The organism is Marmoricola sp. RAF53 (genome assembly GCF_052114005.1).
GTDB lineage: Bacteria > Actinomycetota > Actinomycetes > Propionibacteriales > Nocardioidaceae > Marmoricola.
Window position 1 is genome coordinate 16,889 of the sequence record NZ_JBFRDX010000032.1, and the last position, 19,871, is coordinate 36,759.

General features: G+C 71.1%; 18 protein-coding genes and 1 pseudogene. 5 read left to right on the forward strand and 14 right to left on the reverse strand.

Annotation, left to right across the window (positions count from 1 at the left end):
• Positions 1-51: 51 nt before the first annotated feature.
• Genes AB4Y76_RS19690 through AB4Y76_RS19700 form a run of 3 tightly spaced genes read right to left on the reverse strand, consistent with a single transcriptional unit; the run spans position 52 to position 2,059 of the window.
• Positions 52-717 carry an ABC transporter ATP-binding protein gene (locus tag AB4Y76_RS19690; protein WP_441928416.1) on the reverse strand — a complete coding sequence of 222 codons (666 nt, stop codon included), beginning with the start codon at positions 715-717 and terminating at the stop codon, positions 52-54.
• The gene (locus AB4Y76_RS19695; RefSeq protein WP_441928418.1) at positions 714-1,379 is read right to left on the reverse strand and encodes an ABC transporter ATP-binding protein; all 666 of its coding nucleotides are present in this window, start codon (positions 1,377-1,379) and stop codon (positions 714-716) included. The genes AB4Y76_RS19690 and AB4Y76_RS19695 overlap by 4 nt, the downstream gene beginning before the upstream one ends.
• A 2-nt stretch (positions 1,380-1,381) precedes the next feature.
• A complete protein-coding gene (locus AB4Y76_RS19700; protein WP_441928420.1) occupies positions 1,382-2,059 on the reverse strand; it encodes a hypothetical protein in 678 nt (225 codons plus the stop codon).
• A 124-nt stretch (positions 2,060-2,183) separates the two neighbouring features.
• Here AB4Y76_RS19700 and AB4Y76_RS19705 point away from each other — a divergent pair, with 124 nt between their 5' ends.
• Entirely contained in the window at positions 2,184-3,425 is a 1,242-nt protein-coding gene (locus AB4Y76_RS19705; protein ID WP_441928422.1) for a sensor histidine kinase, read from the forward strand.
• 43 nt (positions 3,426-3,468) lie between these two features.
• On the opposite strand, the gene AB4Y76_RS19710 is transcribed toward AB4Y76_RS19705, so the two are convergent.
• The 6 genes from AB4Y76_RS19710 to AB4Y76_RS19735 form a co-directional block, all read right to left on the reverse strand.
• A complete protein-coding gene (locus tag AB4Y76_RS19710; RefSeq protein WP_441928424.1) occupies positions 3,469-4,491 on the reverse strand; it encodes a phosphatase PAP2 family protein in 1,023 nt (340 codons plus the stop codon).
• A gap of 30 nt (positions 4,492-4,521) precedes the next feature.
• Positions 4,522-6,006 (reverse strand): hypothetical protein, encoded by a 1,485-nt coding sequence (locus AB4Y76_RS19715; RefSeq protein ID WP_441928426.1) that lies wholly within the window; start codon positions 6,004-6,006, stop codon positions 4,522-4,524.
• Between the two features lie 683 nt (positions 6,007-6,689).
• Positions 6,690-8,474: an MFS transporter gene (locus AB4Y76_RS19720; protein ID WP_441928428.1), complete on the reverse strand. Its 1,785-nt coding sequence runs from the start codon at positions 8,472-8,474 to the stop codon at positions 6,690-6,692.
• A gap of 7 nt (positions 8,475-8,481) precedes the next feature.
• Positions 8,482-9,915: a polyprenol phosphomannose-dependent alpha 1,6 mannosyltransferase MptB gene (mptB, locus tag AB4Y76_RS19725; RefSeq protein WP_441928430.1), complete on the reverse strand. Its 1,434-nt coding sequence runs from the start codon at positions 9,913-9,915 to the stop codon at positions 8,482-8,484.
• 88 nt (positions 9,916-10,003) lie between these two features.
• A complete protein-coding gene (locus AB4Y76_RS19730; protein WP_441928432.1) occupies positions 10,004-10,441 on the reverse strand; it encodes a hypothetical protein in 438 nt (145 codons plus the stop codon).
• On the reverse strand, positions 10,438-11,091 hold the full coding sequence (locus tag AB4Y76_RS19735) for a phosphatase PAP2 family protein (RefSeq protein ID WP_441928434.1): 654 nt from the start codon (positions 11,089-11,091) through the stop codon (positions 10,438-10,440). The genes AB4Y76_RS19730 and AB4Y76_RS19735 overlap by 4 nt, the downstream gene beginning before the upstream one ends.
• A 100-nt stretch (positions 11,092-11,191) precedes the next feature.
• Between AB4Y76_RS19735 and AB4Y76_RS19740 the strand changes: the two genes are divergently transcribed.
• Positions 11,192-11,866 carry a response regulator transcription factor gene (locus AB4Y76_RS19740; RefSeq protein WP_441928436.1) on the forward strand — a complete coding sequence of 225 codons (675 nt, stop codon included), beginning with the start codon at positions 11,192-11,194 and terminating at the stop codon, positions 11,864-11,866.
• A complete protein-coding gene (locus AB4Y76_RS19745) occupies positions 11,863-13,218 on the forward strand; it encodes an ATP-binding protein (protein WP_441928438.1) in 1,356 nt (451 codons plus the stop codon). Before AB4Y76_RS19740 ends, AB4Y76_RS19745 begins: the two co-directional genes overlap by 4 nt.
• A gap of 12 nt (positions 13,219-13,230) precedes the next feature.
• Here AB4Y76_RS19745 and AB4Y76_RS19750 read toward each other — a convergent pair whose 3' ends face one another.
• Genes AB4Y76_RS19750 through AB4Y76_RS19760 form a run of 3 tightly spaced genes read right to left on the reverse strand, consistent with a single transcriptional unit; the run spans position 13,231 to position 16,350 of the window.
• Positions 13,231-14,133, reverse strand: a complete 903-nt coding sequence (locus AB4Y76_RS19750) for an alkaline phosphatase family protein (RefSeq protein WP_441928440.1) — start codon at positions 14,131-14,133, stop codon at positions 13,231-13,233.
• Positions 14,051-15,241: a glycosyltransferase family 4 protein gene (locus tag AB4Y76_RS19755; RefSeq protein WP_441928442.1), complete on the reverse strand. Its 1,191-nt coding sequence runs from the start codon at positions 15,239-15,241 to the stop codon at positions 14,051-14,053. The genes AB4Y76_RS19750 and AB4Y76_RS19755 overlap by 83 nt, the downstream gene beginning before the upstream one ends.
• Positions 15,238-16,350 carry a lysylphosphatidylglycerol synthase transmembrane domain-containing protein gene (locus tag AB4Y76_RS19760; protein ID WP_441928444.1) on the reverse strand — a complete coding sequence of 371 codons (1,113 nt, stop codon included), beginning with the start codon at positions 16,348-16,350 and terminating at the stop codon, positions 15,238-15,240. Before AB4Y76_RS19760 ends, AB4Y76_RS19755 begins: the two co-directional genes overlap by 4 nt.
• Positions 16,351-16,474: 124 nt before the next feature.
• On the opposite strand from AB4Y76_RS19760, the gene AB4Y76_RS19765 reads away from it, so the two are divergent.
• On the forward strand, positions 16,475-17,242 hold the full coding sequence (locus tag AB4Y76_RS19765; RefSeq protein ID WP_441928446.1) for a PIG-L deacetylase family protein: 768 nt from the start codon (positions 16,475-16,477) through the stop codon (positions 17,240-17,242).
• Positions 17,243-17,283: 41 nt separating this feature from the next.
• Here AB4Y76_RS19765 and AB4Y76_RS19770 read toward each other — a convergent pair whose 3' ends face one another.
• Both AB4Y76_RS19770 and AB4Y76_RS19775 read right to left on the reverse strand, forming a co-directional pair.
• Positions 17,284-18,807 (reverse strand): hypothetical protein, encoded by a 1,524-nt coding sequence (locus AB4Y76_RS19770; protein WP_441928448.1) that lies wholly within the window; start codon positions 18,805-18,807, stop codon positions 17,284-17,286.
• Positions 18,804-19,577 (reverse strand): polyprenol monophosphomannose synthase, encoded by a 774-nt coding sequence (locus tag AB4Y76_RS19775; protein ID WP_441928450.1) that lies wholly within the window; start codon positions 19,575-19,577, stop codon positions 18,804-18,806. Before AB4Y76_RS19775 ends, AB4Y76_RS19770 begins: the two co-directional genes overlap by 4 nt.
• A 102-nt stretch (positions 19,578-19,679) precedes the next feature.
• Here AB4Y76_RS19775 and AB4Y76_RS19780 point away from each other — a divergent pair.
• Positions 19,680-19,871: pseudogene (locus tag AB4Y76_RS19780) on the forward strand (hypothetical protein); the annotation flags it as partial.

The window sequence follows — 19,871 nt, forward strand, 5'->3', positions numbered from 1 at the left end:
CTGCCAAGCGACGCCAGCGATAGCGGACCAGTCCGAGGAGCCAGAGCCGGATCACTGGGGTGCTCCGTCGACGCTGACCCGTCCGTCCCGGATGCGCCATCGCTGCGGGAACCGCTCGTAGACCAGGGGGTCGTGACTGGCCACGACCAGACCCGCCGAGACCTCGTCAGCCGCAGCCCACAGGGCGTCGAGCACGCCCCGCGCGGCGTCGTGGTCGATTCGACCCGTCGGCTCGTCCGCGAGGATGAGCCGTGGGTGGCATGCCAGAACCCGCGCGACCGCGACCCGTTGGGACTGTCCCCCGGACAGCTCGTCGGGCAACTGGCGAGCGACGCCGGCGAGGCCGACGAGGTCCAGGGCAGACATCGCTGCATCGTGTGCCTCGTCGCGACGTACGTCGTGCAGCACCAGCGGAAGCGCCACGTTCTCGATGGCGGTGAGGGTCGGCACCAGTGAGAGTGCCTGAAAGACGGTTCCCACCAGGAACGGGTCACCGCGCGGGTGCCCGAGCGCCGGCCAGGTGACGGTTCCGCGGGTGGGGCTGTCGAGTCCGGCGAGGAGCCAGATCAGGGTCGACTTGCCCGAGCCCGACCGCCCGACCAGCGCGATCCTGTCCTCGCTGTTGATCGTCCCGGTCGCGTCGTGGAGGGCGACCACCGCCTGGCGGCCGGTCCCGAAGGTGCGGCCGACGCCGTCGATCATCGCCAGCGCGTTCACGGTTGCACGATCCCGTCTTCGAGCTGAAGCACGCGATCGGCAGCACGCCGGACCATCGCGCTGTGGCTCGACACGAGCACGGCGGTTCCCTGCTCAGCCCGTGATCCGAGCAGCGCGAGGACCTGCTCCTCGGTTGCCTCGTCGAGCTCGCCGGTGGGCTCRTCGGCGACGAGAATCGCTGGATCGTTGGCCAACGCGACTGCGAGCCCGGCGCGCGCGGTCTCGCCACTGGAGAGCTGGCTGGGAAAGGAGTCGGCGCGGGCGGCGAGTCCGAGCTCGTCGAGGAGGCGTCGTGCGTCCACGGAGTTCTGCCGGGCCAGGTGCTGGGCCAAGCGGAGATTCTGCGCGACCGTGAGGTGGTCGAACAGGTTTCGTTCCTGTGCCAGCATCCCGAGGTGGTCGCCGCGCAGCCGCGCGCGGGCGGCCGCAGGTTGGTGACTCATGCGGTGACCGGCGATCCAGACCGTGCCACCGGAGGGCTCGTCAGTGCCGGCGACACAGCCGAGAAGGGTTGACTTGCCGGATCCCGACGGCCCGGAGACCGCCAGGAACTCTCCGGCGTCGACCTGGAAAGTGACTCCTCGCAGTGCGAGCGTCTCTTCGTCACCGGCCCGGTAGAAACGGTAGAGGCGTTCCACCCGCAGCGGGACGACGACAGTCATCGTCAGCTCCAGTGGAGCGAGTCGCTGACCAGACGCCACGGATCAACGTTGTCGGCGCCCTTCGGGCCGGTGAGCGTGAGAACGGCTTCCTGTCCCGCGTGCCAGAACTCATAGCGCTCCGCCGCGTCGCGGACGACCTTGCCACTCACCTGGTTCGGCGCCGAGTCGAGCAGGTAGGTGACCAGCACCGCCGGCCCGTGCTGCCGCTTGATCGCGGAGACCTGCTGGAGGGTGAACTTGGACACGCTGCTGCGCAAGGAGGGCACCTCGCTCCGGCGTGCGGACGCGGGTGTGGGGGCCGTTGCCATCGGGACCGTCTGGATCGCGATGCTGTTGTAGTGGTCGGTGAAAGTCGTGACCCCGTGGGTGGTGCTGCGCGGCCATCCCTCGGGGACCTTGATGTGGACCGTCGAACCGGGCGGCCGGTAGTCGACGAAGACCTGGTTGTCCGGGATGTCGCCGGGAGGGTTGAACTCGGTGGCGTGTGCAGGTGCCGGCTTGGACGCTCCCGCTTGGGTGCTCGGTGCCGATGGCGAAACCGTCTGCCCGGACGTGGTCTGCCCGGCGCTGGGGGACGAGGTCGTCGGGCCACTGCCTCCGCAGCCGGACACTGCAGCGAGCGCGGCGAGCGCGGCGAGGACGGAGGCGGAGATTGCGACCTGCTTGGCGTTGGAGGACATCTCGGCTCCTCACGGGCGGTCCTTTGAGAAATCGGGTGTGCTTGTCACGCTAGGGGGGAGCCCGCCAACACACTGCCAGCACGAGGCAAGACCAAGGCAAAGCCGGAGAGGGCCGGGAGGTCACATGCGTCGTCGGATCCTCTCCGTCGCGATGCGATCGGTATTGATCGCGGTCCTCATCCTCGGCCTGCCGCTCGGTGTGGCTCTCGAACGGTTGACCACGAGTCGAGCTCGGGCTGAGCTCGAGGCGCTGGCCTTGCGCGCAAGTGTCACCGTTCCCGTCCAGCCGGGAGACCCTCCCGAGCTACCGAGAGTGGCATCGGGACAGGAGCTCGCCGTGTATGACGTGCACGGCCACCGCACCGCCGGTTCGGGCCCGAAATCGCTCGAGCAGGGATCGCGTGCCTCGCTCACCGGCCATCCCACGGAGGCGACCATCGGCGGGGACATCGTGGAGGTGGTTCCAGTCTCTGCCAACGAACGTGTCTATGCGGTCGTGCGGGCAGCGACCGAGGAAGCGCGGGTCCGGCATCAGGTGTGGCGGCAGTGGGCCGTGCTCCTCGGAGGTTGCTTGCTGGCCGGGTGCGCAGGGGCTGCGTTCGCGGCCAGAGCCAGCCGCCGGTTGGCGACGCCGGTCTCTGAGCTCGCCGCACTCGCCGAACGGGTGGGCGACGGGGAGTTCGCACCGGAGCCTGAACCCAGCGGCGTCGCTGAGGTCGACACCGCTTCCCGAGCTTTGAGCGTGACTGCCCGGCGATTGGGTGAGCTGCTCGAACGGGAGCGGTCGTTCGCCCGAACGGCGTCCCACCAGCTACGCACTCCCCTCACCCGCCTCCAGCTCGAGCTCGAAGCAGGGCTCGAGGCCGGCGGACGCCCCCTTCAAGAAGCAGCCGAGTCCGCACTCGAAACCGCCGAGCAGCTGTCGCAGACCATCGAAGAAGTGCTTGCCCTGGCACGGGACCCGCGCGCGGCCGCCTCACTTGACGTCGTCCAACTGGCCGAGTCCAGCGCAGAGGAATGGCGAGGACTTCTCGCAGCCGACGCCAGGCCCCTGAGGGTCCACGCTCCACCGACGACAATGGCTACCGCCAGTCCTGCCGCGGTGAGGCAGATCCTGCACGTGCTGCTCGACAACGCATACCAGCACGGTTCCGGCGCGGTGTCGATCACCGTCCGCAGTCCGCACGGTGCGGTAGCCCTGGATGTCTCGGACGAGGGTGGCCTCCCGACCGGGCGCTGGAACGCGCGCGGAGTCGGTCTGCAGCTCGCGAACGATCTCGCCGAGGCCAATGGAGCGCGCATTCTCATGTACGTCACAGCCGGGGTCACGCGCGCGACTGTGCTGCTGCCGGGAATCCCGGACTGAGGGCCTCGAAGCGGATCGAGCGGTCAGGAGCGGCGAGCGCTGGTCACGAAGGACGCTCCGGCCTCCCCCGGACTCCGATCGTGACCGGACCGAGAACCCAGGCGAGACCGGCGATCGCCAGCCCCGCAGGCACGTCGACGAAGAAGTGCCAGCCGAGGTAGACGGTCGCGACCATCGTCCCCGCGAGGTAGACGCCCAACACGACGGTGGTCCGCCTCATCCGGTGCCACCACGCAAGGCCGAGGATCGTCGCGGTCACCCCGACGTGCAGGCTCGCGAACGCCGAGACCTGCGCGAAGGCGTCGTGGGCAGCCGGGTGGGCCAGCAGGTACGCGCGCTCGTCCAGGTACTTCGCCTGGGTGCGCTGCGCCTCCAGACCGGGCAGGGACGCGAAGTCCTGGGGCGCAACGTGGAACGGCCCCAGCGACGGGATCAGGTAGTAGGTCGCCGTGCCCAGGATCCACACCCAGCACAGCGAAGCGGTTCCGACGAACCCGTCGCGCGTCCGTCGGGACAACGCGATCGTCGCCGGGAGAGCAAGCAGGGCCAGGAGGGCGAAGGACGAGTACCACAGCATCACGACATTCGCGGTGAGGCCGGTCCCGAGCAGGTCGTGGAGAACGACGGCGGGGCTGTGCCCGGCGAAGAGCGCGCGGTCCCAGCGCTCCAGCATCGCGTCGCGAGGAGCGTTGAAGACGTCCCAGCTCTTCAGGTTGTGGTACGTGAAGTAGGTGACGTCATAGGCCAGGAGCGCGGCGGATGCGGCCGTGAGCCTGCCGCGGTCCCACCGCACCCGCAGGACCTGTGCGACGCTCGCAAGGTCACGTGACGGCCGAGCGCGCACCACCGCGTCGACGAGGACGAATCCACTGAATATCGCAAGGCTCAGTGCGAGCCGGCCGGAGAAGTACTCACCGCCCGGGTCCCGGAACGGGATGCCGAGGTGGAGCGAACGCGCCACGCCGACGCAGACGAACGCGAGCACCACAGCCCACAAGCGCGCGCTCCACACCAGGTCGCGGCGGAGCGCCGGCCGGTGAGTCTCGGCGACGTCGGAGATGGTCACCCGCGGACCCTACGCGGAGGTTCTTGAACCTCACCTGACAGCTCGGCGCCTGGTCGAGCTCACCGCCGTGAGCGCCAGGATCGGCGCGAGCACGAGCAAGCCGGCCGGCGGGATCCCGGTGCCCGAGTCGTTCACTGCGAACGCGAGGATCCAGCAGAGTGCCACGGCGCGGAGTCCGGTGGCGAGGAACGGCGTCGGCTCGACCACTGCGCCCAGCAACGCCGGCGACCGTGGGTCGGACCTGACCGCGACGACAACGACAGCGAGGAGCACCGGCACCAGCAGCGTCAGCGGCGAGGAGGTCAGCATCGACCAGTTCTCGCAGAGGATGACGCCGAGCTGGTGCCACTGGCCCTGACCGACCACGCCGGCGACGAACTCGCCGAGATGGGTCCGGTAGGCGGTCGGGCCGACGTAGTCGAAGACGGCGAACACGCCGACCAGCGCTACCGAGACGGCCAGCGTCGTGCCGGCGCGGCGCCAGGTCATCTTCTCGCCGGCGGCCTTGACCGCGAGGTACCCGAAAGCCGGGGCGAGCGCGAGCGGGCCGCCTCCGTCGGCTCCCCAGGACGGTGACCCGTCGACGAGCAGCGCGGTCAGCCCGATCAGGACCACCACTGCGACCGCCGCTCGCCGGTGCCGCGTGCCGATCAGCCGGTCGGCGACGAGGGCAGCGATCACGATCGCGGTGGTGGCGAACACGGCGTACATCACGTTGCCCTGGCCGTAGTAGCGCCCGCCGTACACCGGTTGCAGCCCCATGAGCGAGATGAACTGCAGCCGCGATCCGTGCATCACGTCCTGGGCGATCACGAAGAACGTGACGGTCGCCAGGAACAGGGTCGGGCCGACGGAGGTCCGTCGCCACGGACCACGCACGGCGACGATGCCGAGCAGTCCGGCGAAGCCGACGACGCAGGCGGCGAGCGCTGCCTGCGGGTGGTCGCTGCGCCACCACGGGACCAGTCCGGCCAACAGGGTCGCTACCGGCGTCGCCGCGCACAGCGCGATGACGAAGGAGGTCAGCCGACGCGACAGGCCTGCTCCGGCCAGCGCTTCCCGTCCCCGCCGCCGCAGCAGGAACCAGCCGAGCGTGACCGCGAAGAGAGCGAGCGCGCTGCCGCCCAGGAACAGCGCGAAGAAACGCGGCACGAAAGGCGCTTCGGTGTTCAGGGCGCGCACCAGCTCGGTCACCTGTCGGAGCGGGGCGTTGACTCCCGCGACCGGTCGCACCACCAGCGGGCGTCCCTCCCCGAGCGACGACGACGACGTGCCGACGCGCTGCAGCAGGAGCGCCGCCAGGTCGGCGGTCTGCACGACCCCGGGTTGCCGGGTGGACAACGACGTCAGCAGGCCGTGCGGGACGCCGGGACCCGAGGCAATCACCGGGACGAAGGTGCTTGCGGTGCCGTCGTTGGCCAGACCCGTGACCACGACCGTCGAGTCCGGGGGCAGCATCATCACGAGGCGACGCAGTGCCGCGTCGTCGGTCCGACCGAGGTCAGCCAAGGTCACCGGGCAGGACAGGTGGGTCAGATCAGCCGGATCTGCAACATAGTGGGCGACGACGCCCGAACGGCTTGCGGCGCCGAGCGCGGCGCGGGGCCCGGCAGCACCGACGCATTGGCCGGCTTGCAGCAGGATCGAGGCGGGCGCTCCCAGGTCTGTCGGCTTGGCCTCATGCAGGCCCGTTCCTCTCCAGCGGGACCAGGCTGGGAAGGCTGCCGATCCGTCCGGGCCTGGAGTCGGTCCGGGCCGGGCGCAGCGCCCCGTGCCGACATCGGTGGGAGTCGCGGTCGCCAGCATCAGCCACGCATCTGACGAACAGCTCCGGCCGGCTGGGGTCCGTGTGGCCTGCGCTCCGACGGCACCTTGCTCTGCGAGTGCATGCAGCACCGGCATGCGGCCGGACTCGACGTCGTCCCAGGTCAGGGTGGGCATCCCGACAACGACCAGCGGTCCCGACTGTGCGATCGGTCCCACATGCGGGTGCGAGAGCCAGGCCGAGATCAGCAGCCCCACGGCGACGAAGCAGGTGCTGGCGGCGACCATCAGACCGAGCCAGCGCCGCGCGCTCATCGCACCCTGTCCCGGGACGGGACGGGTACTGCGGCGTCTGAGCAGTCTGAAGCCACGATTCCAGTCCAGCAGACCGAAACAACTGACAGCCATTCCAGCTCCTGCCGTTGACGAGGCACTCACTGTCCCTGACGACAAGCAGACCCGCGCTGCAGCGCATACGGGGTCGCGATCCGGTAGATCCCGGCCCGGGGTGCGTCGAGCACGGTCCAGACCAAGGAGTGCGGTTGCCCACCGTTCTCCGCCCCTGGTGCGGGAATCTCCTCCACCTGCCTGTCCAGACAGCCGCGGACGTCGCCCGGCGAGACCGCCGGACCGGCGTTCTCGGGTGCCTTCAACGGGCGGCCAGCCGCGTCGACGAGGGTGAGCCAGGGTGAGGAGAGGATCCGCAACCGGACCCGTCCCGGCACCGGTACCGCGAGCACGACCTCACCGGCGCTGAAGCTCAGCACGGTTGCCGGGCTGTCCACGAGAGGCGTGGGCTCGTCCACGGCGTACAGACGTCCGCCGGGACCACTCCAGACTTCGTGCAGGTAGGGCAGTCCTCGGTCGACGAGGTCGGCCTCGTGGACGGCGGCCGGATCCGGCTCGGCGTCGGGCAGGTAGACGTAGTGCACGGCCCAACGGTCGAGCCAAGCCCGGTACGACGCCCCGGTGAGCGCACCACGGGTGTAGAACAGGTCGTTCCGGTCCGCGTCTGCCTGCCGGTTCCACCCCCGGGCGAGGTTCACGTACGCCGCCAGCGCCGATGCTTCCCGGTGGCTCCGTGACGGTACGACCTCGACCCGTGCCAGGTCGGCGTGCCGGGTGCGCAGCTGCCGCACCAAGGGCTGCACCTCCCCGGTCCAGGCGTCTGCCGAACGGGTGTTGACGACGTCGGCGGCCGCGGTACCGACCTGCCAGACCGTGGCGGCGACAACGCCGAGAGCGAGTACGGTCCGGGCCGTGCGTCCGTTCGGTAGCCCGATCCGGGGCACGGTCAGCGGCCATGCCTGTGCGGCCAGCGCGACGAGCACGACGCCACCGAAGGTCAGCGCCAGCCGGGTCACGTTGCTGCCGATCTCCGACGGCACCAGCAGTGCCACCACGACACCGAGCGTGTAGATCGCGGCGCCGGTGCGCACGGTGCGCCAGGAGCGCGGAGGCAGCAGCGCGCAACAGGCTCCGATCACCACCGGCAGGACCATCGACCGCGGTGCCATGGGTTGCTGCCCGGAGAACGGGAAGAGCACCGCCGAGGCCAGTACCACCAGCACCGGCGGGACCCCGAGTGCATACCCGGTCCCTCGACGTCCACCGAGCCACAGTGCCGCCGCGACGACCCCGAGGAACAGCCCGGCAACGGGGCTGGACGCCGTCGACAGGGCCGCGAGCAGGCCGGCCAGCACAGCTCGTCCCACGCGGAACTCCCGACCAGCGCCAGCCGGCGACCGGTCCACGAACACGACCGCCACCGCGGCGAGCCCGAACATCACGCCGAGCGCGAAGGTGGCGCGGCCGGACACCGTGTTGCCGGCGATCGCGAAGGCGCCGTACACCGCGGACGGCAACGGGCGGCGCAGGGCAGGTGACCGGACCAGGATGATCGCGAGGATGCCCGAGGCGACCACGCCGGCCATGACGGCAGTGGTCCGCACCCCGATCAGCGCCATCACGTAGGGCGAGAGGACGCTGTACGACATCGGGTGCATCCCGCCGTACCAGGCCAGGTCGTAGGCCATCCGCGGGTGGGCACGCGCGAATCCTGCCCAGGCGTCCTGCGCCGCCAGGTCCCCTCCTCCGTTGGCGATCAACGTCAGCCAGAGCAGGTGCAGGACCAGCGCCACGAGGACGGCCGCCACCACCGGATGCACCAGCAGCCGTCGCCAGGCCGGGCGAGGATGGGTCACCGTGCTCAGTCCCACGGGGCCATCATGGTCGACCTGCGACGGTCCGGGCCCCGGTGTCCGGGGAGCCGGCTGACCGGTACAGGTTCGGCTTGAGCCACACGATCACGCCGGCGGCGACCGTGGCCAGCAGCAGGAGCGCGTTCTGGCCGTGAAGGTGGAGCGACGGATCCAAGGGGGCGGTCAAGGCGAGCGCGAGCGCGGCCGCGATCACCGTCGCGGTGGCTCGGGGTGATCGGGGTGCCATCGCCAGGAGTGGGAGGCACCACAGGGCGTACCAGTAGTGCCCGGCCGGACTCAGCACGGTGACGGCCAGCATGACGAGCGCGACGGCCTCGAGCGCGCGTGCCCTGTCACCGGCCGGCGCGCGCACGAGGGCCAGGGCTGCGCAGGCAGCGATCACGACCAGACCCGCGGCGTGCGCCAGGGCGACCGGGCCAGCGGCAGGCCAGGGTGCGTCGGGCGCGAACCGCCCCGCCAGCCGTCCCAGATCGGTCGTGACGGCGAGGACCGAGCCCGTGCCGACGGGCACGCTGAGCGATCTCGTCCAACCGATCCCGAGCTCGCCCAGGACGCCGATCCCGACGAGAACCGCACCGGCGACGCCGCCGACCTGCGCGGTGCGCCTGAGCCGGAGACCCAGGTTCGCGCCGATGGGAAGCGCGAGCAGGACCACCCCCACGCAGACGAACCCGCCCGGGATCTTCACGGCAGCGGCTACCCCCGCCAGCACCGAGCCGGCGAGCCAGCCGTGACGGATCGTGGCGAGGAGTGCACACGCGATCAGCCCGGCGACGAGGAGATCGTTGTGGAGTCCGCCGACACCGTGCAGCAGGACGAACGGCGTCGCCACGACGAGCCACGTCGCCACCGCCGGGTCGTGACCGGCATACCGGGCGAGCCGTGGCGCCGCGAACGCGAGGAGGGCCAGACCGAGGAGTGCTAGGGCTCGGTGCGCCAGCATCAGCAGCCACGGGTCGGCGGTCGCGTGCGAGACGAGGCCGCCCCAGAGCAGGGGAACCGGCCCGTACGGGGTCGTCGTGTGCATCCACCGTCCGTTCACGGCCTGGACGACCGGGCCGTCCAGCACCGAGGGGGTGAACACGTACGGCGAGAGCCCGTGTCCGGTCAGGTAGCCGTCGGCGACGTAGCTCCAGCCGTCCCCGCTGAACAGCGGCGGCGCCAGCATCACCGGGACCGCCCACGCGGCCGTGACGAGGTAGACAGCGTTGACGTCCGCGAGCCCGGACCTGACCCGGTCCCCGAGGGTCAACCAGGCCGAGATCAGCACGGCGATGCCCAGGAACAGCAGGACGAAGAACGCCCGGTGCGCGCCGGGGTCGTGGCGCAGGTTCGCCACCACGGGGACGTGGTTCGGCCACGCCGACGCGGGCACCCTGGAGGTCACGAGGCCGGCGCCCAGCACGATCGACGAGCCGATCCCGCCACGAACCGTCACCGCACGCATCCCGGCCCTTGCCTCCTCGAACCTGGCGGAGGTCCTGCTGCCTCGCTCCGCTCGTCGCGTCAGCGTCGGCGGGACCCGTTCACGACCGTGCGCCTGCTGCGATCGAGGACACCGGCAGCCCGTAGTGGGCCAGGCGGTGCGGCAGATCCTGGTGGAGCCAGTGGGAGATCCGGTGCGTACTGACCGCGAGCAGGATCTCGTGGACGGGCTCGGCGAACAGGATGTCCTCGACCGCGTCGATCGGGTCGTGCCGCACGGAGACCGACCCGATCACGTGGTCGCCCACCGCAGCCTCGATCTCGGGTAGCACCGCGCGGAGAGCATGCTCGGCTTCCGCGGCCTTCTCGTGACGCTCCGGGTGAAGCAGGTGGAGCTCCGCACCGGCGGGGTTCGGTACGACCAGCCGGAGCTGCACCGCGCCGTGCTCCGCGCGGGCCCGGAGCGCATCGACGAGTTCCGCGGTCAGGGCGGTCGCATCCGCCACCACGAGGACTCGGGTGACCGGTTCTGCATTCATGACGATCCCTCCCCTCTGCTGCCGGCCTCGGCAACGTCAGTGGGTTCAGGATGAGCCGAGCCACCTGACAGACGGCTGACAGCGGGACCGCGCTCGGGCCGGGGCACGTTCGTGATCGACCAGCTTCGCGACCAGGCGACCAGACCTCCGGCCCAGGCAGCCCCGATCAGCAGGCCCGCCATCACGTCCGTGAACCAGTGGTAGCCGAGGTAGAGCCGCGAGACTCCCACCGAGACAGCTGTCGCCGCGGCTGTCACGACGGCGACCGGGCGTGCGGCCCGGGGGGTCAGGTAGGGCCAGAGGACGGCGACCAGCAGGATGACGAACACCATCGTGTTCATCGTGTGCCCCGAGGGGAAGCTGTAGGAGCTGTCCGCGCCGGCACCGGGAACCCGGTACTCCGCTCCGGGGCGCTCCCGCTGCACGACGTTCTTGATCCCCACGGTGAGTGCGGCTGACCCGGCCATCCCGACCGCCACCATCAGCGCGTCCCGACGCTGCCCGCGGGCCAGGCAGACGGTGAGCAGGGCCAGCGACGCGACGAACAAGGTGATCTCGTTTCCGATCGCCGTCACCGTCCAGGCCAAGGTCGTCAGGGCAGTCGCGTGGTGCGCGGCGAAGAAGTCCGCCACCGCGTGGTCGATGCTCATCGCAGCAGAGTGGCCCGGAGCCGCTGTCAGGAACCTGACAGCCTCCACCCCCTTGAATGGGGCGACATGACTTTGGAAACGAGCCAGCAGGAGACGAACCGTGCGTGTTCTGCTCGTTGAGGACGAGACGCCACTCGCGGCTGCGCTGCAGGAGGGTCTCAAGCGGGAGGGCCACACTGCTGACGTCGCCTGCGACGGCGCGGAGGGCCTCTGGTACGCCGAGGAGAACGAGTACGACGTGATCGTGCTCGACCTGATGCTGCCGGTCGTGAACGGCTTTCAGGTGTGCCGCCGGCTCCGCGAGCTCGACGACTGGACACCGGTCCTGATGCTCACCGCACGCGACGGCGACCGCGACATGGTGGAAGGGCTCGATGCCGGCGCCGACGACTACGTGACGAAACCGTTCAGCTTCGAGGTCCTGCTGGCGCGTCTGCGCTCGCTCGCCCGGCGCAACGTCACCGAACGGCCGACGGTCATGCGGGTGAGCGACCTGGAGATGGATCCCGCGTCACGCCGGGCGTCCCGCCAGGGCGACGAGCTGGTGCTGACCACCCGGGAGTTCGCGGTCCTGGAGATGCTGATGCGGAACAAGGGCGCGGTCGTGAGCAAGCAACAGCTGCTCGGCGCCATCTGGGGCTTCGACTTCGACGGCGACCCCAACATCCTCGAGGTCTACATCGGCCGGCTCCGGCGCAAGGTCGACAAGCCGTACGACGTCGACTCGATCGAGACGGTCCGCGGAAGCGGCTACCGGCTGCGGGTGGAACCGTGACCGAGGACCTGGGACCGCTCCGGCTCTGGCTGGCCAGGGTCCGAGTTCGGGTCACGCTCGCGGCGACGGCAGTCAGCCTCCTCGGGGCGATCGTCGGCGTGCTCATCTTCGTCGGCGGCCTCCACGAGAACCTCGAGTCAGCGCTGGTCGGCTCGGCGCAGCAGCAGGCGGCCAACGTCGAGGCCCGCCTCAAGTCGGGCGCCACCCCGGAGCAGGCGACCGTTTCCTCCAAACGGGACCTGATCATCCAGGTCGTCGGCTCAGACGGAACGTTGCTCGCCACCGACCAGCCTCAGGTGACCGAGGCGTTGCGGACCACGCCCGGTGTCTCCGAGAGCGTGCACGTCCCGACGCTCGACGACTCCTACGCCGTGTACGCCCGGCGCACGGCGGACGGCCGTCTGATTCTCGCCGGACTGTCGGAGGAGCAGGTGGCGCGCGCGTCGCGCACCGCCGTCACGATGCTCGCGGTCGCCGTACCCATCGGCATCGCTTTGCTCGCAGCCGTTGTCTGGCTGTCGATCGGGCGTGCGCTCCGGCCGGTCGAGGTGATGCGTCGCCAGGCCGCGACCATCACCTCCGAGCATCTGCACAAGCGGCTCGAGGTGCCGCCGGGCGACGACGAGATCCCCCTGCTGGCCTCGACGCTCAACGAGATGCTCGACCGCATCGACCTCGCCCAGCAACAGCAGCGGCAGTTCGTCTCCGACGCCTCGCACGAGCTCCGCTCACCGCTGGCCACCGTGCGCCAGACCATCGAGGTGGCGCGACGGCATCCGGACAGCACGACGGTCCCGCACCTGGCGGACGCCGTCGGCGCTGAAGAACGCCGGATGGAGGAGCTGGTACGGGCTCTGCTGACGCTGGCCCGCCTGGACGACAAGGAAGTGGGTCCGGGTCACGTCGTCGACGTGGACGACGCCGTCGTCCACGAGGTGAGCCGGCTGCGGGGCCAGGAGGTTCCGGTGCGCATCGACATGCGCCACGTCAGCGCCGGACGGGCTCTCGGCGATGCGGTCCTGTTCAACCAGGTCGTCGCGAACCTGCTCTCCAACGCCGTGCGCCACGCGCGGACCCAGGTGCGGGTCTCGCTCGACGAGGAGGCCGGCGCCACCGTGCTGCTCGTGGAGGACGACGGCGACGGGATCCCGCAGGTCGAGCGCATGCGCGTCTTCGAGCGCTTCGCCCGGCTCGACGAGGCTCGTGCCAGGGACGCGGGCGGAACCGGCCTAGGCCTCGCCATCGTGCAGAAGGTCGTCGAGGACGCGGGCGGGTCGGTCGAGGTCGACGACTCCGATCTCGGCGGCGCCCGGTTCCGCGTCGTCCTGCCGACTCCGGACCAGGGCTCCTGATCGCCGGGTCGCCTACATCCCGAAGGCTGCGCGCAGGTCGGGCGCCTCGCGCGCCGCACCGAGCGGCTGCACTCCGAGGACCTCGGCGACGTACCGGGTGAGCGAGTAGTGGGTCAGCGGGCGCGTCACGACCAGGTGGCGCAGGCGCGGGTGCAGCACCGCGGTCAGGACCGTGTTGTCCGCGTGCCGGTCGTCCTCGTCGGCGGTCACGACGACCACGAGTCTCCCCGACGTGAAGTCGCGGCTGGCCAGCACGGGTGCCAGCGTGGTCCGCAACCACGCGTCGGCAGCGCCGAGCGTGCCGTCGTGCGCGTCGTGGTTCAGGTCCGGGACGAGGAGTCCGAGGTCGGGCAGGCGGTTGTCGCGAGCCCGTGCACCGAAGGTCGAGGTGTCGAGATCGTGACTGCCGCACGCCGCGCGATCGGCCGCGAAGTAGGTCCACGGGTTGTGGCGGACCGCGTAGCTGCCGTGGTCCTCCCGCGCGCACGGGAACGGCATCGACTCGGCGAAGGTCGCTGCCGTCCTGCCGGCCCGGAGCGCTTGGGCGAAGACCGACGGCGCGGCACCGACGCGGGCGGAGTTCGCCGCCGGGTCCCGGTCGTCGGTGACACCGAACGTCGTCCCGGCCACCAGGCCGAGGTAGTTCGGCTCGCTCGGGTGGGTGAGGGCCCGCCAGCTCGTGGCGTACCCGTACCGGTCGGCGAGCGCAGCCAGGTACGGCATCCCGGCCCGCATCTGCTCCAGGGAGTGGTTCTCCTCGATCACCACCAGGATCTTGCTCGGTCGCACCGGGGCTGATGCCGTGGCCGGCATCGTCGGCGGATCGGCCTGTTCAGGTCCGGACGTGCCCGCGGAGCAGCCGAGGAGACCGAGCGAGGCGAGCGCCACGAGGGCGGGCAGCGATCCGGTGCGCACGGTCCGACTCTAGGGAGAGCTCCTGACAGGAGTCTGAACACTCCCGGTAGACCAGATCGTGCTCCTGGAGAACCGTGGCCCAGTCCATGGCGACCGCGGTCGACGCGCTGTGGCGCCGCATCGCGGCCACGAGCGACGGTTCCGCGGCGATCCGCAGCAGGGACCGGGCGAGGTCGGCGTCGGTGTGCGCGAGGAGGCCGTCGACCTCGTGGGTGACGAACTCCGTGACACCGCTGGCCGCCATGCCGACCACGGGGACGCCGGCGCAGCGCGCCTCGAGCGCCGCGATCCCGAACGACTCGAGCGTGGCCGGCGCTACGAACACATCGCTGGAGGCAAGATGACCCCGGATCTGACCACGGCTGAGCGCACCGGGGAGGTCGACCCGATCGGTGAGCCCGTAGGCGCGGACCGCGTCCAGCACCCGGCGCCGTTGGCTGCCGTCTCCGATCAGCGTGGCCGACCACCTGAGCCCGGGTGCGAGCGCGTGGAGCTGCGCGAGCGCCTCGACGAGCACGAGCGGACGTTTGCGGGCGACCAGGCGGCCGACCGAGAGGATCCGGAGCTCCGGCGCGTCCTCGTGAGCGACCTGCCAGGCGGCCTGGTCGATGCCGTTGTGAAGGACGTGGACGGTCTTCCCCGCCGGCAGCGCGGCCTGCAGCCGGGCGGCGGCGACACTGCTCACGGCGGTGAAGTGGAGACGCTCGGTCGGCAGCCGGACGGCACGGATGCCGGCCCGGACCAGGGCAGACGACCTCGGGAGGAGGGAGTGCATGCTGACGACCACCGGGGTTCCCGCGGTCACGCGCAGGGCGGCCCAGGCGAACGGCGACCCGACGCTGAGGTGCGCGTGCACCACGTCCGGCCGGAACTCGACCAGCAGCGGCGCGAGCGTGACCGCCAAGGCTGATGCGTTCGCCCCGCCCCGGAAGTACTCCACCCGCGGCTCGGCGCCGAGCCCGAGGGAACAAGGCGGCGCCGGACGCTCGGCGGTGGCCACGACGACGTCGTGCCCGGCCGCCGACTGACGCCGGGCGAGGTCGCTGACGTGCAGCTCGATGCCGCCCAGGCGGGGCAGGTAGGTGTCCGTGATGTGCAGGATCCTCATGCCGCCTCCCCCGCCCCGGCGAGCGCGGAGACGACATCGGTTCCCCGGGGGCTCCGGTCGTCGGGCCCCGAGGGCGTCGGGGCCACCGCCCGGGTGCCGCTCGCCGCCCGGCGCATCCACAGGAACGCCAGGATTCCCCCGACGGGGATCTCGATCGCGAACATGAGGATGCGGAACAGGAGCACGCCGGCGGCGGCGGACACCGGATCGACCCCGAACGAGTGCAGCGCGGCGACCGTCCCCAGCTCCGCGATCCCGGCGGCACCGGGCGTGATCGGTGCCAGGCTGATCAGCCGCTCGACGGCGAACGCGACCGTGACGACCGTCCACGGTGCGCCGGCTCCGACCGCGGCGAGGCAGGCGAACAGCAGCGCGCACTGCAGGCAGAGGTAGCAGAGCACCCCGGCGCTCATCCGGTGCCAGCCGGCCTGGACGGCCGTCCGGAGCTCCCGTCGGCTGTTCAGCAGCCAGACGGTGAGTCCGTCCGCGCTGGCGTGCGGCCGCACCCGCCGTCGTACGGCGTCCAGGCGCTGCCCCACCGCAGCCGTGGACCCCTCTGTGCGGAAGGTGAGCACGGCGCTCCCGGCGGCGAGCAGGACGAACACCGACGCGCTGATCACCACGGACGCGAGTCCCGACGGCAGCGTCGAGCCGAGGACCGCCGCGCTGAGCAGGATGAGGATCGACGCGGTGAACTTGCCCAGCGCGTTCCACAGATTCGTGACCACCGTGTACGACGCGAAGCGGTCCGGCCCGAATCCCCAGCTCCGGGTCATCGCGTAGCCGAGGCCCATACCCGCGGGACCGCCGAACGGGAGCACGTTGGAGACCGAGGAGCCCGCCAGGTTCAGCATCAACGCCTGCCGGGCCCGGAGACCCGGCATGGCCGCCTGGAGGACCGGGACGTGCGTCACGAGCCCGGCGAACCAGAGCAGCACCAGGCCGAGGAGCACGGCCGGGTGGACGTGGCCGAGGCTGGTCCCGATCGCGGACCAGCTCGCGCCGACGAAGCGGGGCAGGGACGCGACCAGCCCGACCGCCGCACCGACCGCGAGCAGCGAACCCAGCGTCGTGGCGGCGCGTCGGGCGCGTCCGGACTTGGCTCCCACTGTCGCCTCCTCCTCGTCGTGGCGAGCTTCTCGCCAGGTTCCTGAACTCACGATGCGGGACCGCACCTGAAAGGCGCCTGACGGCCCGGCAGACCGTCGGGACGGTTCCGGGCATGCTGGGGTGGTGCCGTTCACCCTGGTCGCGTTCCACGCCCATCCCGACGACGAGTCGTTGCTGATGGGAGGCTCGATCGCCCGCGCCTGCGCCGAGGGGCACCGGGTCGTCCTGGTGACGGCGACCGACGGTGCTGCCGGTCTCGCGCAGGCGGGGACGACCGAGTCCGGTGACCTCGGGCGCCGCCGTCTGGCCGAGCTCGAGGCGGCGGCCGCGGCGCTGGGAGCCGCACGCGTCGTGCACCTCGGCTATCCCGACGGCCGGTTCGGCGACTGCGGAACCGAGGAGCCCGCGCAGGCACTGGCGAAGGTGCTGGAGCAAGAAGGCGCAGATCTCTTCACCGGCTACGACCCCTCCGGCGGCTACGGCCACCCCGACCACGTCCACCTCCACCGGGTCGCCCGGGCCGCAGCCCGGCTGACGGACGGCGTCCCGTTGCTCGAGGCGACGCTCGACCGTGCGCTCCTGCTGCGCGCGGCCCGCCTGGTCGCGGCTGTTCCGGGCGCACCGCCGGTCGACGTGGCCCGGCTCCGCTCGGGTTACCTGCCGAGGGCCGAGCTGACCCACCAGGTCGATGTCCGACCGTTCGTCGCCGCCAAGATCGCCGGTCTGGCGGCGCACGCGAGCCAGGGCACCGGGTCGCGCGGCGTCCGCACCGTCACCCTGCTCAGACGGCTGCCGGGCCCGATCGCCCGACGCGTCCTCGGCCGCGAGTGGTTCCGCGAGGTGGGTGTGGCCCCGGGCCTGCGGGACGACCTCTTCGCGTCGTGCCGCTGACCCGGAGCGGCTGGAGCCGGCCTGAAGATGGCAGGGCCGTGCTACCGGTGGCGCCACACGAAGTAGTGCCCGAGGTGCGCGACCGGGGCGTACCGGCTTCTCAGGACCTGCTCGGCACTGGTCGAGTCGACGCCCCAGGTGTAGAGACTTTCCCCGCTCACCACGACCCAGGTGGGGGCGGTCGGGCCCGCGAGCACCGCCTGGAACTCCACCAGGCGGCTGTCCCGGACCCGGACCGGGAGGCTCCAGATCTGCGGGTACGGGCTGCTCAGGCCGGCGTCCCAGAGGATGTTCGGGTGTCCGAACGCGACCACCATGCTGTCGCCCGGCGCGGCGTGGGAACGCACGTACGCCGACACCCGGGCGTCCGAAGTGGAGCCGCGCTCGGCGTGAGCGGCGGAGACCGTCGTGACGCAGGCCGAGGCGATGGCCAGCGACGTGAGCAGCGCACCGGGGATGCGCAACGAGACAGGGCGCTGCGCGGCGGCGGCCGCCAGGAGCACCATGCCGGGAACCAGGACGATCAGGTAGTGCAGCCAGTAGCTGGCACCGCCGATGATCGAGACGACCTCCCAGGCGAGGAGTACCAGCGCCGGCCAACGCAGATCCGGTGCCGCGGTGTCTCCCGGCCGTACCGCGGCAGGTCGTCGCGATACCTGGATCGCGAGCACCGCGACCAGGAACGGCGCCACGCTGAGGAAGGCCGCGCCGACGAGGGCGAGCATCCTGGCGTGCGTCGCGGCGCTTGCGGAGTGGTGGATCACGGTTGCCGCCTGGAACCGGAAAGTGACGACCGCGTCCCAGAGTCCTCCGGGCCTGGTTCCGCGCCCCGCCGCCAGCCCCAGGAGCAGACCCAGTGCGGTGATCGCGCCGCCAGCGAAGCAGGCGCCGGTGCGGAGCGCCTGGCGACGCCGACCCGACCAGAAACGCAGCACCAGGAGGACCGCGGTCACGACGACGACATCGACCGCGTTCTGCTTGATCGCCACCGCTGACACCGAGGCGACTCCGGCGGCGGCGGCCCAAGTCGACGACCGGGCCCTGCCGGACGCGCCGAAGGATCGCAGCACCAGGGAGACGCCGGCGAGCACGAAAGGCACCGAAAGCAGCTCGCCACCGACGTGGGTCGCCCCGAAGAGCGGGCTGGAAAGGAAGACACCCGCGATCACCACCGGTGCCACCAGCGCCGCTGCCGAGGGTCGCGCGAGTCGGCCGATGATCGACTGCCGTGTGATCGCGGCAGCAAGCACGATCGAGCTGACGACGGCGACGATGCCGAGGACCCGGAGCGACATGGTTCCCCCCGTCGCCGCCGCGAGCGCATGGATCACGATGAGCAGGGGCGGTCGATCGACCCAGTAATCGCCGTACAAGGAGCTTCCGTGAGCCCACTGCGAAGCGACGAGGAGGAATCCGCCCTCGTCGGGGCCGGCGGCGGTCCTGAGGAACGGGATCCAGGCCAGGGTCGCCAGCGCTGCGGTGATCCAGGTAGCCCTGGTGAGCATCGAGCCCGGCAGCTGCGGTTCGACCCGCGTCGTCGGCCGGGAGTGCTCGAGGAGGGTCATGCCGCGACGCGCTCCGCTCCTGTCGGGCGGTGCGTGAGCTCGTCGACCCGCCAGCGCAGGACCCGGAGTACGGCCTCGAGCACGATCGAGCCGGACATCTTGGACTCCCCCCGCGTTCGGTCGGTGAAGGTGATCGGGACTTCGACGACCGACAGACCGTGCCGCACCGCCTGCCAGGTGTTCTCGATCTGGAAGCAGTACCCGTTGGAGTGCGAGCCGAGGGCACCGATGGAGGCGAGTGCCTCGGCGCGGAACGCCTTGAAGCCTGCGGTGGCGTCGCGCACCGGCAGGCCGAGGACCAGGCGGACGTACTGGTTGCCGGCCCACGAGATGAGCCGGCGCCCGAGCGCCCAGTTGCGGACGCCACCACCGGCGACGTAGCGGGAGCCCACCGCGACGTCGTGGTCGTCCAGAGCCGCGAGGAGCGCCGGCACCCGCTCGGGCGGGTGCGAGAGGTCCGCGTCCATCTGCACGATGCGCCCGTAGCCGTGGTCGAGCACCCACGCGAAACCCTCGCGGTACGCCGCCCCGAGGCCGGTCTTCTCCGCACGGACCACCAGGTGCACCCGACGGCCCCGCTCAGGGCGACCAGCGACCAGGGATGCCGTCCCGTCCGGACTGCTGTCGTCGACGACCAGGATGTCGCTGTCGGTCACGGCCAGAACGCGGTTCAGGATCGCGTCGATGTTCTCGCGCTCGTTGTACGTCGGGATCACGACGACCGAACGAGCCTGATCCTCGGCACCGCGGCGGGGCGTGGGGCAGCTCATGTCTCGATCGTCGCGCCGGTCCGCTGAACGAGGCCTGACAGGAATCGGAGCGCTCGGTGAATGTCAGGTCAGGTTCAGGTAGCTCGTCCATCCTCTCCTGTCATGAGCACTCGCACGACGACGACCCGTGTTCCTGACGCGCGGGCGATGCTGAACAAGGTCCCCGAAGTCACCGTCTACTTCTGGTTGATCAAGATCCTGTGCACCACGGTCGGCGAGACCGCGGCCGACTACCTCAACGACACCCTCGGCCTCGGCCTGACGAAGACCTCGATCTTCATGGGAGCGCTGCTG

What these genes read in the sequence shown, in the direction of transcription:
- AB4Y76_RS19775 (WP_441928450.1), bottom strand. Translation starts at nt 19,577, where the DNA reads ATGAGCTGCCCCACGCCCCGCCGCGGTGCCGAGGATCAGGCTCGTTCG.
- AB4Y76_RS19705 (WP_441928422.1), top strand. Translation starts at nt 2,184, where the DNA reads ATGCGTCGTCGGATCCTCTCCGTCGCGATGCGATCGGTATTGATCGCG.
- AB4Y76_RS19755 (WP_441928442.1), bottom strand. Translation starts at nt 15,241, where the DNA reads ATGAGGATCCTGCACATCACGGACACCTACCTGCCCCGCCTGGGCGGC.
- AB4Y76_RS19730 (WP_441928432.1), bottom strand. Translation starts at nt 10,441, where the DNA reads ATGAATGCAGAACCGGTCACCCGAGTCCTCGTGGTGGCGGATGCGACC.
- AB4Y76_RS19700 (WP_441928420.1), bottom strand. Translation starts at nt 2,059, where the DNA reads ATGTCCTCCAACGCCAAGCAGGTCGCAATCTCCGCCTCCGTCCTCGCC.
- AB4Y76_RS19735 (WP_441928434.1), bottom strand. Translation starts at nt 11,091, where the DNA reads ATGAGCATCGACCACGCGGTGGCGGACTTCTTCGCCGCGCACCACGCG.
- AB4Y76_RS19770 (WP_441928448.1), bottom strand. Translation starts at nt 18,807, where the DNA reads ATGACCCTCCTCGAGCACTCCCGGCCGACGACGCGGGTCGAACCGCAG.